This is a genomic window from Diaphorobacter sp. HDW4A (genome assembly GCF_011305995.1).
Taxonomy (GTDB): Bacteria; Pseudomonadota; Gammaproteobacteria; order Burkholderiales; family Burkholderiaceae_C; genus Diaphorobacter_A.
The window spans coordinates 3,411,077-3,427,738 of the sequence record NZ_CP049910.1; the positions used below are offsets into that span (position 1 = coordinate 3,411,077).

Consider the following 16,662-nt stretch of genomic DNA (forward strand, 5'->3'; position numbering starts at 1 on the left):
CTTCAAGCGATAAGCTCGCGGCAGAGTTCTGCGCAGTGGCGGCAGCTCTCCGCGCAATCCTGGCAGTGATCGGCCTCGTGCTTCTCGCACTCGGTCGCGCAGGCCTCGCAGATGCGAGCGCACAGCTCGCAAATGGCCGACACATGTGCGCTGTCGCGTGCCATGGCGGCAGCGGCAAAACGGCAGATTTCCGCGCATTCGACATCCTGCGCCACGCAGTTGAGCATGTGTTCCACATGCGCATCGCGCAGACAAGCGGCTGCGCAGAAATCGCACAGCAAGGCGCAGCGTGAACAGGCTGCGATGCATTCCCAGTAACGGGATTCGGACAGTGAGGTGGGCGCGTCAAGCATGTCACTCCTTTCCGTCAGGCGGATCGCTGGCGATGTGCACACCGCGCGCCAGCAGCGCAGTTCTCTTTATAGACACACAGGAATCCTTCATTCTGTAGGACTTGACTGCAATCTGCGCATGGAAGTTGCGAGCATTGCCAGCCATTTGTCAGATTTTTTTGCACAATAGACAACCTATGAACCGCAGAAACCTTCTTCTTACGACTGCAGCCGCCACCCTCATGGCCCTGACAGCCCCGCTGGCCGCACACGCAGAGGATGCGCCCATCCGCCTCGTCGTTCCTTACGCCCCCGGTGGCCCGCTGGATGCCACCTCGCGCATTCTGGCCGAGCGCGTCCGTGACTCGCTGGGTATCGTGGTCATCGACAACAAGGCCGGCGCAGGCGGCAATATCGGCGCCGACATCGTCGCCAAGGCGGCGCATGACGGCCTGACCATTGGCCTCGCCGCCACCGCGACGCACGCCGTCAATCCCTGGCTGTTCAGCAAGATGCCCTACAACGCGGACAAGGATTTCGCCGGCATCACCCAGATGGTCCGCGTGCCCAACGTGCTCGTGATCAATGCCGCACATGCAGACAAGCTGGGCATCCACTCGGTCGAAGACCTGATCAAGTACGCCAAGAACCATCCCGCCAAGCTCAACTACGGCAGCGGCGGCAACGGCAGTGCTGGTCACCTCGCCGGTGAAATGTTCAAGCAGCGCGCAGGCATCTACGCCCTGCACATCCCTTACCGCGGCGCCAACCCCGCCCAGCTCGCCCTGCTGGCCGGCGAAGTGGACTTCAACATCGACAACCTCGCCGCCGCCGCCCCCAACATCAAGGCGGGCAAGCTCAAGGCCTTGGCCGTGACGTCGCTTGAAGAATCGCCTATGCTGCCCGGCGTGCCCCCACTGTCCAAGACCTTCAAGGGCTTCTCCATCGACACCTGGTGGGGCCTCGTCGCCCCCGCAGGCACGCCCAAGGCGGTGATCGACAAGCTCAACAAGGCCTTCACCGACGCCCTCAAGTCGCCCGAAACCAGAACGAAGTTCGCCACCATGATGGCCGAACCCGTACCGACCACGCCCGAGCAGTTCGACCAGTTCATGGCCGCCGAACGGGCGAAGTACCAGAAGCTGGTGAAGGCTTCGGGTGCGAAGGTGGATTGAGCAAGCACTGCTCTCTGGACACAAAAAAGCACCTGTGGCAGCAATGCCCAGGTGCTTCTTTCTTCGTCTTTGGTTTTCAGTACCAGATGCTCAAGTATCACACCGGGCTGAACCAATGGGAAGCCCCTTCAATCCGCTCGATGCGCTGATCAGCCACCAGCGCCGTCTGTTCATCAGAAAGCGCCTCCAGCACGCGCTCGCCCAGCAATTCCGCCATCGGCAGCAGCACAAACGCCCGCTCCTGCCAGCGCGGATGCGGCAGGGTGAGGCGTTCGGTATTCATCACCAGATCGGCAAAGCGCACGATGTCGAGATCGAGCGTGCGTGGCGCGTTGCGGTAGGGGCGCTCGCGGCCGGCTGCGAGTTCGATCTGCTGGAGCGCATCGAGCAAGGCGAGCGGCGAGAGTGCGGTGCTGATTTCGGCGATGGCATTCAAGTAATCCGGCCCCGTCGCATCCACGGGAGCGCTACCGTAGAGCGATGAAACGCGCGTCACCTCGGTGTCTGGCAGCGCAGCGATGTGTTTGACGGCCTGCGCCAAAGCGGCGCAGGCGTCACCCAGATTGGCACCAAGGCCAATCCAGGCAGTCTGCCTCTCGGCGGTCATTCCTGGGTGTCGCCCGACGAGCTACCGCCCTCACCCTGACCTTCGGCACCACCTGGCTTGCGGCGACGGCGGCGGCGCTTCTTGGCGGCGGATGCTGGAGGATCTCCGATTTCGGCGTGTTCGAACGAACCTTCCGGTTCCTGCGGTTCACTGGTTTTGGGCTTGGCCTTGTTGCTTGTGCCCTCGCCCTGTGCATTGCCCGCATTGGCTGACTTGGGCGCGCGCTTCGCCGCTGGCTGGGCCTTGCGCTGCTTGGCGCGCTGCTCTTCTCGGGCTTGCTCCATCATGTCGTCGCGGCGGGCATCGTCGGCATGTTGGAATTCCTGCCACCATTCGGCGAGGTGCTCGTCGACCTCGCCAATATCGGCACGCAGTCGCATGAAATCGAAGCCCGCACGGAAGCGCAGGTGCGCGACCATGCCGTACGGTGTGGAGCCCGAGCGCTTGTCAAAGCGCGGCTGCATGACCCAGATCTCGCGCATGTCGGCGGCGAGCTTGCCGCGACCAGAAACGTCGCCGATACGCTTGTCGAACACGTCGTCGATGGCATCCTGCAGCGCGGGGAACGGCTGCTGGCGCGGCATGCGCTGCTCCCAGCCAGTCTTCACGTCCTGCCAGAGCACGCAGGCGAGCAGGAAGCTCGGCGCCACGGTCTTGCCCTCGCCCACACGGCGGTCGGTGTCCATCAGTGCGGCCTGCACGAACGGGTGATCGGCGCGCTCGACGACGATGTCGAGCAGCGGATAGATGCCCTTGGCAAGGCCCAGCGCCTTGAGCTGCGCCACCGACGCGAGCGCGTGGCCGGTCTGCAGCAGCTTGAGCATTTCGTCGAACAGGCGCGACTGCGGCACATCCTGAAGCAGGTGCTCTGATTCAACCAGCGGCTTGGCAGTCTTGGGATCGAGCTTGAAGCCGAGCTGCGAGAGCTTGGCCGCAAAGCGCACGGCGCGGATGATGCGCACCGGGTCTTCGCGGTAGCGCGTAGCCGGGTCGCCGATCATGCGCAAGACCTTCTTCTTGGCGTCCTCGATGCCCTTGTGAAAATCCACGACGACCTGGGTTTCCGGGTCGTAGTACATGGCGTTCACGGTGAAGTCGCGACGCGTGGCGTCCTCGTCCTGCGGCCCCCAGACGTTGTCGCGCAGCACGCGGCCGCTGGCATCCACGGCATGCTGCATGCCCGCGAGTTGCGCCTTGCTGGTCTTCTCGTTACCGCTCACCTGTTCGGCGGCGGAGTTGTCGAGAAACGCGCGATAGGTCGAGACTTCGATCACCTCATGCTCGCGCCCACGGCCGTACACCACGTGCACGATGCGAAAGCGCTTGCCGATGATGAAGGCGCGGCGGAACAGGCCCTTAACCTGCTCGGGCGTGGCATTGGTGGCCACGTCGAAGTCCTTGGGACGCAGGCCGAGCAGCAGATCGCGCACGGCACCACCGACGATGTAGGCCTCAAAGCCCGCCTGCTTGAGTGTGCGCACCACATCGGTGGCGCGCTTATCGACGAGTTCGGGATCGATGCCATGCACCGACACCGGTACATCCACGCGCTTGCCAAAGCGATTCTTGGCCTTGGCCGGGCTGCTGCCGCTGGCTTTGCCGAGCAGCTTGTCGATGAAGGTTTTGATCATGGCTCTTGGGGGAACAGGTCCAGAATGCGCCAGCCGCGTTGCTGCGCGAGTGCTCGAAGGCGTGGGTCGGGGTTGGTCGCCACTGGATGTTCCACCTTTTCGAGAAGCGGTACATCATTCATGGAATCACTGTAGAACGTGCACTCCACGTCGGTCCAGCCGAGCTCACGCTCCTTGAGCCAGGCCTCCATACGCTGCACCTTGCCCTCGCGCATGGACGGGATGCCGTCGATCTCGCCGGTGATCCAGCCATTCTCATCGCGCGCCAGTTGCACGGCAATCAGGTTCTTCACACCCAGCTCCTTGGCGATGGGCGCAGTCACGAACTCGTTGGTCGCGGTGATCATCACGATTTCGTCACCGGCTTCGTGGTGCGAACGCAACAAATCGAGCGCCGCTGGCTTGATGGCCGGGCGAATCACCTCGTTCATGAACTGCTCATGCGCACGCGCCGCATCCGCCTCGCCGCGCAGACGCACGGCCTCGGTGGCAAAGCGCACGTAGTCGTGCACGTCCAGTCGTCCCGCCAGATAGTCGTCGAAGAACGCCTGATTGCGACGGCCGAACGCTTCCTTGTCGGCCCAGCCGATGCGGATGGAGAACTCGCCCCACTCGAAGTCAGAGTCGAGCGGTAGCAGCGTATGGTCCAGATCGAACAGCGCCAATCGCGGCTTGTGCTGCGAAGTTTTGAGATTCATTCTTCTTGATATGTTGATGCCGCCGAGGTGCTTGTGGCACGCAGGGCGACCGGGTCATTCGTGCTGCAGCATGTCCTTCAGCAGGGGAATGGTGATGGCGCGCTTCTCGCGCAGCGAATAGATGTCGAGCTGCCCAAGCAACTGCATCAGACTGCCCAGATCGCGCGAGAACCGCTTGAGCATGTAATCCATCACCTCGTCCGAGAGGAACACGCCGCGCGCATCGGCCTCTTGGCGCAACACCTTGCGGCGCTCGGTCTCGTCAAGAAAATGCAGCTGGAACACATGGCCCCAGCCAAGGCGGCTGCGCAGGTCGTCGCGCAGCGGCAGATCGGCCGGGGGCAGATCGCCCGCAGCCAACACCCAGCGCGGGTTGCCCATCGCCGGGTTCAGCGCATTGATGAACCAGTTGAAGGCAGCGGCCTGCTGCTTGCTGTTGTAGAGATGCACTTCGTCCATGATCACCGCCACCCAGCGCTCACTGAATGCCGCCGGATCGCTGACCGACGCGTCGAGCCAGCCCACGGATTGCCCCTGCTCGTGCAGGCCTTCGTAGGCTGCACGCAACAGATGCGTCTTGCCGCAGCCCGATTCACCCCAGAGATAGGTGGGAACCGGTGAGCGCACATATTGATGGCCAGACCCGATCGACAGGCGCAGATGCGCAAGCGCTTCCTGATTCGTGCCGACAAAGAACCGATCCAGAGTGGGCCCAGGTGTCCAGCCGATATCCAGCGCCAGTTGCTTCACGCAGTCACCTCGCTCGCCACAGGCGCGCAGACGCACAGCCGACAACCGGCAGGAGAAGCGACAGAAACAACGAACTTCAAAATGAAGAATGGCATGGGACAAGCATCTGGGGCCAACATGAACAGAAGGCGGGAACCCATTGATTTTAGTGCCTTGAGAGGCGCCGACCTTTCATGAGGTGAAATTCGAAAGAAACGAGAGGAAATCAGCCCCAAAACAAACCTCCCCGATCCCAATCAGAGAGCCACCGAAGCGAACACAACACTCGATCAACCATCCCAACGGCAAGACGGGTCCTCAGGCCAGGCGTCTCACGCGCAGACAGTACTCTCGTACGGCAAGCGCGAGCAACGACGCATGAGGGTCCGTATTGCCGCCCCCAAACGAATGACCCATCGAAGCCAACGGCTTCGCCACAACAAAAAACAAACGGTATTGCCGGACTATGCCAGTGCGATCTTGCGCGGTATTCCCGGCAATTCTGGGCTAGCCCTTAAAATCGAAAAAATTCTGCCTGCCACGCGGGCTTTCCGCACCCTGAATTGCCTTCCATGAGCTCCTCCACACCTTCCACCCCCATTTCCTACAAAGACGCCGGAGTCGACATCGACGCGGGCGACGCACTGGTCGAGCGCATCAAGCCGCTGGCCAAGAAGACCATGCGCGAAGGGGTGATGGCCGGTATCGGCGGCTTCGGCGCACTGTTCGAAGTGCCCAAGCGCTACAAGGAGCCGGTGCTGGTCTCCGGCACCGACGGCGTGGGCACCAAGCTCAAGCTGGCGTTCGAATGGAACATGCACGACACCGTCGGCATCGATCTGGTCGCCATGAGCGTGAACGACGTGTTGGTGCAAGGCGCCGAGCCACTGTTCTTCCTCGACTATTTCGCCTGCGGCAAGCTGCATGTGGACACGGCCGCGGCCGTCGTGGGCGGCATCGCCCGTGGCTGCGAGCTCTCCGGCTGCGCGCTGATCGGCGGCGAAACCGCTGAAATGCCCGGCATGTACCCCGATGGCGAATACGATCTGGCCGGCTTCGCTGTCGGCGCGGTCGAAAAGTCCAAGATCCTGACCGGCCAGAGCGTCAAGCCCGGCGACGTAGTACTGGGTCTGGCCTCGGCCGGCGTGCACTCCAACGGTTTCTCGCTGGTGCGCAAGTGCATCGACCGAGCAGAAGCCAACGGCACTCTCCCCGAAACGCTGGACGGCAAGCCGTTCAAGCAAACCGTGATGGAACCCACACGCCTGTACGTGAAGAACGTGCTGGCCGCGCTGGAGCAGCACCCCATCAAGGCGCTTGCCCACATCACCGGCGGCGGTCTGCTCGAGAACATCCCGCGCGTGCTTCCAGAGGGCACGGCAGCTCACCTGAAGGCCGGAAGCTGGCCCAAGACTGAACTCTTCGCCTGGCTGCAAGAGACCGCCGGCATTGACGACATCGAGATGAACCGCACGTTCAACAACGGCATCGGCATGGTCGTCGTGGTCCCCGCTGAAGCGGCAGACGCCACCGCCGCCACCCTCGCCTCGCTGGGCGAAAGCGTGCATCGCATCGGCGTGATCGCCGAGCGCGGTGAAGGCGCTGCAGTCGTCGTCGCATAAATCGCCAAGCGCGGAGATCCATGCACACCGCGTCGCCTGCGCCCGTTCCACCGGAACAACAACTCCCACCAGAGCCCCCGCAACACCAAGGGGGTGGGCGCAAGCCCTTTCGCGGCGTGGAGGTGGCGAGCTATCTGCTGATGGCCGCCATGCTTTTTCTGGTGCTGCATCACAGCCTGCTGCCGGGTCTGCTCAGCGTCTGCCTGGGTTTTCTCGCCACACGCTGGTTGGCGGTCAAGTTCACCTGGCTGCGCAGGCGCTTTCCTCGCAAGCCCGGCAAAGTGGGGTTCGGATCCGCACTGGCAGCCACGCTAGTGATCCTCGCGCCCATGGTGCTGGTGGCGCTGGCGCTTTCGCACTCGCGCACCTACATCGTCGATGCCCCGCAGCAATACAAGGAACTGCTGGATTTCCTTGCCGACACGGTGCTCGAGCTGCGCCAGAAGCTGCCCACTGACCTTGGCGCGATGCTGCCAGCCGGAGCAGAAGAGCTCCAGAAAGTCATGGCCGCCTATCTCGGCGCCAAGGCAGGAGCGCTCGCCATGGCCGGTCGCGCATGGCTCACGGGACTGCTCTACGCCTATGTCGGCCTGATCATCGGAACACTGGCTGCCGTCCGCCACATCAGCAACCACCGTGGCCCACTGGCAGTGCAGTTGATCAAGCGCATCACTCTGTTCGGCGAGGCCTTCCGCCAGATCGTCGCCGCGCAATTCTGGATCGCCTCGTTCAACACCGTGCTCACGGCACTGTTCCTGTTGGCCATCCTGCCAATCTGGAGCCTGAAGCTGCCCTACACGCCGGCACTCATCACACTGACCTTCTTCGCGGGCCTGATCCCCATTGTCGGCAACCTGCTGTGCAATGCGGTGATCACGCTGGTCGGCCTGTCGGTCTCCCCGGCCGCAGCCGCTGCCTGCCTGCTGTTCCTGATCCTGATCCACAAGGCCGAATACGTCATCAACGCCAAGGTCGTCGGCACCCGCACCCACATGGGCGTCTGGGAGCTGCTGGCCGTGATGTTCGTGGCCGAGGCCATCTTCGGCCCATCTGGTCTGGTTGCCGCTCCACTCTTTTACGCCTATCTGAAGAAAGAGTTGGAAGCATCTCATCTGGTTTAGGGGTCCTCTGCGTTAGCGCCTGCATACTTATGCAACAAGCGCCAGCGACGGCACCAAGCCCCCACGCATCATCGATTGACAAACGTCAATCCGGTGATGCGCCATCCCCCAAACGCGCTCTTCATCCCCCACTTTGGTGCAGGCTTCGGCTATGCTGGAGACCGGACGTGGACTTCGAGCAACTCGCCGTGAAGGACCGAAGTCTCCACGCAATCCAACATTGAGACAGCTGCTTTTTTTCGAAACGTAGTGAGATTGGAGACTCTGCATGACCATTCTGGTTGCCTATGTCGCGCGCCCCGAAGGCCGCGCCGCCCTGGACAAGGGCATTGAAATCGCCACCCGCCGCAACGAGCCGCTGGTGGTCGTGAACGCAGGCCCGGGCGGCCATCAGGAAGACCCTGCGCTGATCAGTGGCTATGAGGCCGAGCGCGTGGAAGAGCGCCTTGCCTCGCTGAACATCAAGGCCGAATTCAAGCAGTTTGTGCGCGGCAAGAGTGCCATCGACGAAATCGACAATCTGGTCAACGAACTGCAGGTGACCGTACTCGTGATCGGCCTGCGCAAGCGCACCGCGGTTGGCAAGCTGCTGCTGGGCAGCATGGCCCAGGAAATCCTGATGAACGTCGACTGCCCGGTGCTGTGCGTGAAGGCGAGCTGATCGCGGACTGATCCGTCCCCATCCTCAAAAAAGCCATCGGGCCGCTGTCATGCGGCCCGATGGCTTTTTTGCAGTTGGACTGCCGACTGCCCCATCAGAAGATCTGAGGCACGATCAAACGGTCGGGTACAGGCTGACGGAAATAGTCCGGATTGCGCACACGCTCCGGCAAGACCACTTCGGGGTGCGGCACCTCCTGATACGGCATCTGGCTCAGCAGATGTGCAATGCAGTTCAGGCGCGCCTTCTTCTTGTCGTCGGCGGGCACCACCCACCAAGGCGCTTCAGGAATGTGGGTGCGCTCAAGCATGGTTTCCTTGGCCTTGGTGTATTCCTCCCAGCGCACACGGCTCTGGAGGTCCATGGGACTGAGCTTCCACTGCTTGAGCGGGTCGTGGATGCGGCCAAGAAAGCGCAGATGCTGCTCTTCGTCGGTGATCGAGAACCAGTACTTGATCACACGAATGCCCGAGCGCACAAGCATCTTCTCGAACTCGGGCACGCTGCGGAAGAACTCCTCGTACTCGTCTTCAGTACAGAAGCCCATGACATGCTCGACGCCCGCGCGGTTGTACCAACTGCGGTCGAACAGCACGATCTCTCCTGCTGCCGGCAAGTGCGAGACGTAGCGCTGAAAGTACCACTGCGTGCGCTCACGGTCGTTGGGCGCGGGAAGCGCCGCCACCCGGGCCACGCGCGGGTTCAGGCGCTGGGTGATGCGCTTGATCACGCCACCCTTGCCCGCCGCATCGCGGCCTTCGAAGAGAATGACGATCTTCTCGCGCGACTGTTGTACCCAGTCCTGCAGCTTGACGAGCTCGCCCTGCAAGTGGAACAGGTTCTTGAAGTAGTCACGGCGCACGGAGTTGTCGACTGCAGGACGAACGCCGTTCTCGTCCAGATAACGATCATCGATCTCCAACTCAAGCTCTTCGTCATAGCTGTCCATGAGGTCATCAGCCATGCGTTGCATGAAATCTTGGGGGGCAAGTGCAGAGTTTTGAAACATAGGAAGGACCTACAAACACGCAATGATGATGATCTGCCCCCATGACAGCCGCGTGACAAAAAAATGACAAATCAAACACCGTCACGCCGCCGTCATGTAGACACCCCAACCTGCGCCGGAATCTGCAGTCTCAGCTCTGCGATTCGCGCAGTCGCAGCAGCAACTCCTGAATGGCCTCGGCGTCCACAGAGCCACCTTCGTGCGCCAGATAAGTCTCCAGATCGCTGATGGCATCCATCATGTGGCCGCGCTCCACATGCGCAAAGCCCCGGTCGCGCCATTCGTTCCAGGCTTCGGGCAAGAGCGCGATCAAGCGACTTTGCACATCGATCAGGCGCTGCCAGTCGCCCTCCGCTCGGTGGATCTCCTTCAGATTGCGCAGCATGCGCACCAGAATCTGGCGAGGCGAGGCCGAGCGCAGATACTCGGCCAGCTCACGCAAGCTGCCGTCAGTGGCGTCACGGCTGTCGGAGACGAACGTTTCCAGTCGCTCGCTCAAATCCTCGCGCGAGAGTGAGCGCCCGCTGGTCGGATCAATCACCACCTGCCCCTCGGGCAATTGCACCTTGACGAGAAAATGCCCCGGAAACGAGACTCCGTAGGCACGCAGATTCACGCTTTGCGCCAGCTCCAGCCATAACACAGCCAGCGAGATCGGGATGCCGCGCCGCGAACGCAGCACCACATTCAGGTAGCTGTTGTCCGTGTCGTAGTAATTGTTGAGATTGCCGCTAAAACCCAGATCGTTGAAGAAGAACTGGTTGAGCGCGGTAAGCCTGCGCATGGGCTCGGCTGCGGGCTCGATGGTACGCGCAAGGCGCGCCTGAAGCTGATCCACCTCGTCGAGCACCAACTGCACATCGAGCAACGGGTAGGCATCCTGCGCAATACAGGCCGCCGCCTCGAGTAGCGGAATGGATTCCTGCTGACTGCCTTCCTGCACAAGGCTTGCAAAGTATTCCAGCGGAGTGGGAACGTTGAATTGCAGTGACATAAGTCTTCCCTCAGCTACTGGACATGGGTGTTGGTGTCAGAAACACCGTGTCCGGTTCCTTCCGATACAAGAACTTCGGCTTTTTCTTCAAAAGCTGCCCATCCACACTGACGAAAAGATTATCTGCGCAAAACCTGCCGCAGATTCATTCTGACAGCCCAAAGCGCTCCGAAGTACACCACCATAGAACCAATCAACAGGGCCGCCAGTAGGCCAACACGCCACATTGCGTGGGCGCGAAGCGCAATCCAGTCGAAATGCTGATTGCCCCACCACAGAAACACCGCGAGCAACACGCTGGCTGCCGCCACCTGGAGCAAGAATTTGCGCCACCCCGGAACCGGCTTGAAACTGCCGCGTCGCAGCAGGCCCACAAGCAACCAGGCCGCATTGACCAGCGCCCCCAGTCCGATCGACAGCGCCAGCCCCGCATGGGCAAACTGGGGCACGAACAACAGATTGAGCAACTGCGTGATCACCAGCACCGCAATGGCGATCTTCACCGGCGTGCGGATGTCCTGAGCGGCGTAATAACCCGGCGCCAGCACCTTCACCGCGACCAGTCCCAACAGCCCGATACCATAGCCCTGCAACGCGACAGTGACTTGCTGCACGTCGCGATCCGTCAACGCACCGTAGTGGAACAGCGTTGCCACCAGCGGTTTGGCAAAGAACAGCAGACCAATCGCGCACGGCACGCTCAGCAGCACCACGATGCGCAGACCCCAGTCCAACATGCCCGAATAGCGATCCGAATCACCGCTCGCCTTGGCAATGGCGAGCTGCGAGGTGAGCACCACGCCCAACGCCACACCGAGCAGCGAAGTGGGGAACTCCATCAACCGGTCGGCATAGAACAGCCAAGTCACGCTGCCCTGCTCCAAATAGGAGGCGATCTGCGTGTTGATCATCAGCGAAATCTGCGCCACGCCCACGCCGAGCAGTGCAGGCCCCATGAGCTTGAGAATGCGATGCACACCCACATCAGCGAACGCCGTGCGGATGCTTTTGAAGCCCATGCCGATGCGCGGCATCAGTCCGAGCCGCGCAAGCGCCGGAATCTGCACCGCGAGCTGCAGAATGCCGCCGATCATCACGCCGCCCACCATCGCGTAGATCGGCTCGATGCCGTGGCGCTTGAACAGCGGCGCGCCGATCACGGCCGCCGCGATCATGCTCACATTGAGCAGCACCGGAGTGAGCGCCGACACGGCAAACCGCCGCCAAGTATTGAGCACCCCGGCCGACAGCGCGACCAGCGACATGAAGCCGATGTAGGGAAACATCCAGCGCGTCATCACCACGGCCGCATCCATGCCGCCCGGCGACGTGCGCAGACCGCTGGCCAACAGCCACACCAGCACCGGCGCCCCGACCACGCCCAGAATGCAGGTGACCAGCAGCGCCCAGAACAGCACCGTCGCCACATGGGTGATCAGCGTGTGCGTCGACTCGTCGCCATGCTGCGCCTTGTGCGTGGCAAGCACCGGAACAAAGGCCTGGCTGAATGCCCCTTCGGCAAACAATCGCCGGAACAGATTGGGAATGCGGAACGCGACGTTGAACGCGTCGGTCATGACGTTGGCCCCGAACATGGAGGCCATGAGCAGATCGCGCACCAGCCCGAGGATTCGGGAGGCAAGGGTCAGCAAGGAGACGGTGGAGGCGGCTTTGAACAGTGACACGGAGGGCAGTGTATGCGTTGGTCGGAGGTGTCCGGCGAAATATTTTTTGTGCGTTGGGTTGCTGGGGGACTCGTTGCTTTGTTGAGGGCGGAGGCCGGGAGTTCCGCCCGGCGGCGGAGTCACTTTTTGCTTGCGCGCAAAAAGTAACCAAAAACGCGCTTTCAATTCAGGGGCACGCGGCAGAACTCTCTGCGCGACTGCGTCGCTCCGCTCGGCAACCGCCGCGAGTCAGAAATTAAATAAGAGGTATGTTCGGCACATCGCTGCGCTCGCGCCCCGGGGCCTCGCGTTCTGCGAAGCGTAGCGGGCGCATGAACTGTTGACCCCAATGCCAAGACAGCCCCTCAGGCTAGACGCGAAGCCGCAGATCAGTACTCTCGTACGACAAGGCTTCGCAACGACGCATGAGGGGCTGTCTTGGCACCCCAAACAGACCGACCCACACCAACAAAGAATTTCCAAGCTATAATGCTCGGCTTTGCTGACATCATCCTCGAACACAAGGAAATTACATCATGGCATCTAAGCCTAAGAAAAAGAACCCCCGTCTGGCGTCTGGCCGTAAGCGCGCACGCCAGAACGTCAAGCTGAACTCTGCGAACACATCGCTGCGTTCGAAGTACCGTACCGCTGTCAAGAACGTCGAAAAGGCTGTTCTGGCTGGCGACAAGACCAAGGCAACCGAACTGTTTGCCAAGGCTCAGTCCGTTCTGGACACGATTGCCGACAAGGGCATCTTCCACAAGAACAAGGCAGCTCGCGATAAGAGCCGCCTGTCCGCCAAGGTCAAGGCCCTGGCAGTAGCAGCCGCCTGACTCTCTTCAGGCAAACAGCCCGGGTGATTTTCCCATCGAGAATTGCCCGCCGTTTGTAACGGGTGCGCTGTCAGCAAACGAGAAAACCGCCGCAAGGCGGTTTTTTTGTGCCTGCTCGCCCCCTCCAGTCGCGGCACACCCATCGGACAAACGTGAACAAACTCAAATCAACCACGAGTGATTGATATTTATCACCTATTTCCTGAATCCCAAATGATTAACTTCACGATTTAAATCGTACCAATAACAAGACCGCCTCCCTGCGCGTTAAAAAATATTGGTGTGGCAGAGGGGATATCTGTGAAATCAAGCAAAGATGAATATTTCATAGCCATTGACCACATAAGAGCCATTGCCGCATTCATTGTCGTCACTTGGCACTTTCTGCATGGTAATAACGGTTATCCAATCCCTTTCGCCTACACACCCGCATTTTTCCCTTTTGCCATTTTAGATGAAGGACATACCGGAGTCGCGCTATTCATGACATTGAGCGGCTATCTCTTTGCCAAGCTCATCAACAACAAGTCCATTGATTTCAAATGGTTCATCTGGAATAGGATACTGCGACTTCTCCCCCTACTTTTATTCGTTATATTGATCAATGGCGCAATGACAGCATATTCCAATGGCTCATTGCAACTATACACAAATTCGATTCTAAAAGGATGGATTGACCCAACGCTGCCAAATGGAGGGTGGTCAATCACAATCGAATTTCATTTTTATTTCTTACTTCCACTCCTGCTCTGGATTGCCAGAAAGTCAACCTGGGGTTTATTCTGCCTGATACCAGCAACAATCATGATGCGCATTTTGCAGCATGAATGGCAAGGCGAAGTTCAAACATCAGCATATTGGACCTTGATCGGTCGGATCGATCAGTTCGTCCTAGGAATCCTTGCCTATCGCCTACACCACTTGATAAAAGGACGTCATCCCGAAGTGCTAAGTGGCGCTCTGCTATTCATGCTTTTTTACTGGTATTTTGACCATTCGGGTGGATTCTTCCAGCTTCCCACATACCCATCACCAAACCCGCTCTGGATCATTCTTCCAACAATTGAAGGCTTTGTCTATGCCATCATCATCGCGTGGTACGATCACTCATTCAGCCACCCAGCCAACAGAATATCCAAATTTTTCGGAAAGATTGGAGAGTATTCATACTCCATCTATCTTCTGCATTACTTCTTCGTATTCACAGCCGCAAAGCTCATCAACGAGCACGTAATGGAGATTACGAATTTTTACTTGGCAAGCTGCTGGTCTTTCATATTTTTTATGCTCATGATCATCCCAGCAAAGATCAGCCACAAATGGATTGAAGCTCCATTTTTAAAATGGAGAATGGAATACACACAATCACCATCTCGTGTATCGCCTTCAAGAAGACTTTCCTCAAAAATAGCCCGGACCAGCAATTGATGCGAACAGTCACTAAAGGGCACTTCTTAAAACTCCGGAGATTCCCATTGCACCCCAATAACTCTTTGATTTTATTGATACTTAATTTTCAGGTTTCATATTTCGATAAGCACCCAAACTCGTAAGTGCGGCGAAATCGATGTACTGGGCAATTAGCTGCAACGGGCCACTGGCTTCATTGATCTTGCGACCACTCGTGACCACGGCGAACAGGTTGAACTTCAGGGCACTGCATGAGGTGACCATTCGGCTACTTTATCTGCTGGTGGTATGACGCATAAGTTTCCGAGAGGCTCCCACTAGTGTCTTAGTGATCAATCTGAATTCACGTCTAGGTTAACGATCTGCTCCACGCCAAACATCGCAAAAACGACCCATGGGCTCATGGCACGGGAGGTCAGTGCCACCACAAAAATGCCACCCATCAAATACTACTCACCTGAAATTTCATTACCCCAGCGATTTGTGCGCATTGGATTATCAATACGGCATAACTTTTATCCCATCATTTAATTTAGATCAATTTTTCAACTTTACACAAGAAATTTCGACTACTTCTGATTGCTCTGCCTGTCGCTGAACTATAAATTTAATAAGGCAATAATGCTTCGTGTCATAGCACTTCCGATAGGTGAGTTTGATGATTGCATGAATTGCTTATTTTTATATTTGAAATTTATAATTCTGGGAGGGCAATATGAAAAAACAACATTTTGATGATGGAATGAGTCGAAACCAAGTAGCCACTGCAGTAGGCATGTTCTTGATTGGAGTATCGTTTCTAGCAGGGGCCAATGCTCAAAGCTTAGTAAATTCTGATGAAGCGGTGGAGCAGATAACTACTACTTCTGTCGTCCAGGACGCCAAGGTGTCGGATACGGTTGCGTTCAAGGGAGAAGATTCAACAGAGGTTGATGGAGAGGCTGTGGATTTGCAAGACTGGACTCCCACGACTGAACAGCAACTTGCCATTCAAAATGAAAGTGATATTTATGCCTTTAATCGCGAATCGATAGACACGAACTCGCGGGATAAGATCAAGAAGAAACTTAAATGGAAAAAATCAAAGAATGGTGGTGAAATTGCCACCATTAAGATCAAGTCTGGCGGGGCTACAAGCCTTCGCGTCGGTATGGTGATCGACACCCTCCCAGCAGGAGCTCTCGTGCGAACATATCCGACAGGAAAACGTAGCCAAGCGCAGCAAAACTATGCTCAACAGATTCTTGGCACCTTGGAAGTAAACAAAGCAGCAGGCGATTTAACTGAGGCTGGAAGTACTTGGTGGACACCTAGCGTTGACAGCGACAAAGTTACGCTTGAAATTGAGCTTCCAAAGGGAATTGACTCGGGCGATGTGAGCTTTAAGATCGGGAAAATCGCCCACGCGTTCAAATCCGTTAGCTCTGTCGTAAGCGACGAGGGAACTGCTTACGGCGCTAACGCAAATGCTGTCACCTGCAATCTTGACGCCAATTTTTCTACGGCTACAAGCAATATAAAAAAATCCGTAGTTGCTTTACAAACCTTGAACTCCTCTGGCGTAAGTTGGCGTTATTGCACAGCAAACTTGATCACCGATGTGGGAGGTAATAAAGTTCCGTATATAGTGACAGCAAATCATTGCGTGAGCGACCAGACACAGGCAACTGCTACTGAAGTTCTCTGGTTCTACAATCAGACCTATTGCAACTCCAAGGTTGCAGCCACACCCACGATTACAAAAAATGGTGCTCGACTTCTCTACACTCAAAATGCTGGCGACGGGACACTGCTTCGCCTGAACGATGATCCTCCATCGGGGGCTGTATACGCTGGCTGGACCACTGTTCCACCAAGTGTTAATAGTACCGTTGTTGGTGTTCATCATCCCAGTGGGGCAGTCCAAGAATACTTCCAGGGTACTCTTGCAGGTACTCGTACATGCTCTGTCTCGGGTGCATCCAATAACTGTGATACTCTTTCCACGAGCATGACTGCCGGAACATCCTTCCAAGTGACCGACCCGATGGGGCGGGGATTTTCGGTGGTAGTAGCGGCTCTGGTCTTTACTACAATAATCAACTGATTGGGGTTGCGACCTCTGTTTCTCCAATCGGCGCGTGTACTTCTCAAGGTGTTACATACGGTCGGTTTGATAAACTTTATGCCAAGA

The 16,662-nt window shown here is 58.1% G+C and carries 15 protein-coding genes; 7 read left to right on the top strand and 8 right to left on the bottom strand.

What is annotated here, in order from left to right:
• Positions 1 to 2: 2 nt before the first annotated feature.
• A complete protein-coding gene (locus G7047_RS15515; protein ID WP_166307151.1) occupies positions 3 to 353 on the bottom strand; it encodes a four-helix bundle copper-binding protein in 351 nt (116 codons plus the stop codon).
• Between the two features lie 176 nt (positions 354 to 529).
• Between G7047_RS15515 and G7047_RS15520 the strand changes: the two genes are divergently transcribed.
• Positions 530 to 1,507: a tripartite tricarboxylate transporter substrate binding protein gene (locus G7047_RS15520; RefSeq protein WP_166307153.1), complete on the top strand. Its 978-nt coding sequence runs from the start codon at positions 530 to 532 to the stop codon at positions 1,505 to 1,507.
• Positions 1,508 to 1,604: 97 nt separating this feature from the next.
• On the opposite strand, the gene folK is transcribed toward G7047_RS15520, so the two are convergent.
• The 4 genes from folK to hda are packed head-to-tail and all read right to left on the bottom strand — an operon-like array spanning position 1,605 to position 5,193.
• A complete protein-coding gene (gene folK, locus G7047_RS15525; protein WP_166307155.1) occupies positions 1,605 to 2,114 on the bottom strand; it encodes a 2-amino-4-hydroxy-6-hydroxymethyldihydropteridine diphosphokinase in 510 nt (169 codons plus the stop codon).
• Positions 2,111 to 3,745 (bottom strand): polynucleotide adenylyltransferase PcnB, encoded by a 1,635-nt coding sequence (gene pcnB, locus G7047_RS15530; protein ID WP_166307157.1) that lies wholly within the window; start codon positions 3,743 to 3,745, stop codon positions 2,111 to 2,113. Before pcnB ends, folK begins: the two co-directional genes overlap by 4 nt.
• Positions 3,742 to 4,443 (bottom strand): HAD family phosphatase, encoded by a 702-nt coding sequence (locus G7047_RS15535; RefSeq protein ID WP_166307159.1) that lies wholly within the window; start codon positions 4,441 to 4,443, stop codon positions 3,742 to 3,744. Before G7047_RS15535 ends, pcnB begins: the two co-directional genes overlap by 4 nt.
• A 54-nt stretch (positions 4,444 to 4,497) precedes the next feature.
• Positions 4,498 to 5,193, bottom strand: coding sequence for a DnaA regulatory inactivator Hda (gene hda / locus G7047_RS15540; RefSeq protein WP_166307161.1), 696 nt, complete (start codon positions 5,191 to 5,193; stop codon positions 4,498 to 4,500).
• A gap of 551 nt (positions 5,194 to 5,744) precedes the next feature.
• Between hda and purM the strand changes: the two genes are divergently transcribed.
• From purM to G7047_RS15555, 3 genes are all read left to right on the top strand, one after another.
• Positions 5,745 to 6,794 carry a phosphoribosylformylglycinamidine cyclo-ligase gene (gene purM, locus G7047_RS15545; protein WP_166307163.1) on the top strand — a complete coding sequence of 350 codons (1,050 nt, stop codon included), beginning with the start codon at positions 5,745 to 5,747 and terminating at the stop codon, positions 6,792 to 6,794.
• A 20-nt stretch (positions 6,795 to 6,814) separates the two neighbouring features.
• The gene (locus G7047_RS15550; protein WP_166307165.1) at positions 6,815 to 7,915 is read left to right on the top strand and encodes an AI-2E family transporter; all 1,101 of its coding nucleotides are present in this window, start codon (positions 6,815 to 6,817) and stop codon (positions 7,913 to 7,915) included.
• 268 nt (positions 7,916 to 8,183) lie between these two features.
• The gene (locus tag G7047_RS15555; protein ID WP_166307167.1) at positions 8,184 to 8,576 is read left to right on the top strand and encodes a universal stress protein; all 393 of its coding nucleotides are present in this window, start codon (positions 8,184 to 8,186) and stop codon (positions 8,574 to 8,576) included.
• 94 nt (positions 8,577 to 8,670) lie between these two features.
• On the opposite strand, the gene ppk2 is transcribed toward G7047_RS15555, so the two are convergent.
• From ppk2 to murJ, 3 genes are all read right to left on the bottom strand, one after another.
• Positions 8,671 to 9,585, bottom strand: coding sequence for a polyphosphate kinase 2 (gene ppk2, locus G7047_RS15560; RefSeq protein WP_166307170.1), 915 nt, complete (start codon positions 9,583 to 9,585; stop codon positions 8,671 to 8,673).
• A 130-nt stretch (positions 9,586 to 9,715) separates the two neighbouring features.
• Positions 9,716 to 10,579 (bottom strand): SirB1 family protein, encoded by an 864-nt coding sequence (locus G7047_RS15565; RefSeq protein WP_166307173.1) that lies wholly within the window; start codon positions 10,577 to 10,579, stop codon positions 9,716 to 9,718.
• Positions 10,580 to 10,698: 119 nt separating this feature from the next.
• Entirely contained in the window at positions 10,699 to 12,264 is a 1,566-nt protein-coding gene (gene murJ, locus G7047_RS15570) for a murein biosynthesis integral membrane protein MurJ (protein ID WP_166307176.1), read from the bottom strand.
• A 512-nt stretch (positions 12,265 to 12,776) separates the two neighbouring features.
• Between murJ and rpsT the strand changes: the two genes are divergently transcribed.
• The 3 genes from rpsT to G7047_RS15585 all read left to right on the top strand — a co-directional run bounded on the left by rpsT (position 12,777) and on the right by G7047_RS15585 (position 16,575).
• A complete protein-coding gene (rpsT, locus tag G7047_RS15575) occupies positions 12,777 to 13,079 on the top strand; it encodes a 30S ribosomal protein S20 (protein WP_166312091.1) in 303 nt (100 codons plus the stop codon).
• A 300-nt stretch (positions 13,080 to 13,379) separates the two neighbouring features.
• The gene (locus G7047_RS15580) at positions 13,380 to 14,507 is read left to right on the top strand and encodes an acyltransferase (RefSeq protein ID WP_166307179.1); all 1,128 of its coding nucleotides are present in this window, start codon (positions 13,380 to 13,382) and stop codon (positions 14,505 to 14,507) included.
• Positions 14,508 to 15,204: 697 nt separating this feature from the next.
• The gene (locus G7047_RS15585; protein ID WP_166307182.1) at positions 15,205 to 16,575 is read left to right on the top strand and encodes a hypothetical protein; all 1,371 of its coding nucleotides are present in this window, start codon (positions 15,205 to 15,207) and stop codon (positions 16,573 to 16,575) included.
• The last annotated feature ends 87 nt before the right edge of the window (positions 16,576 to 16,662 follow it).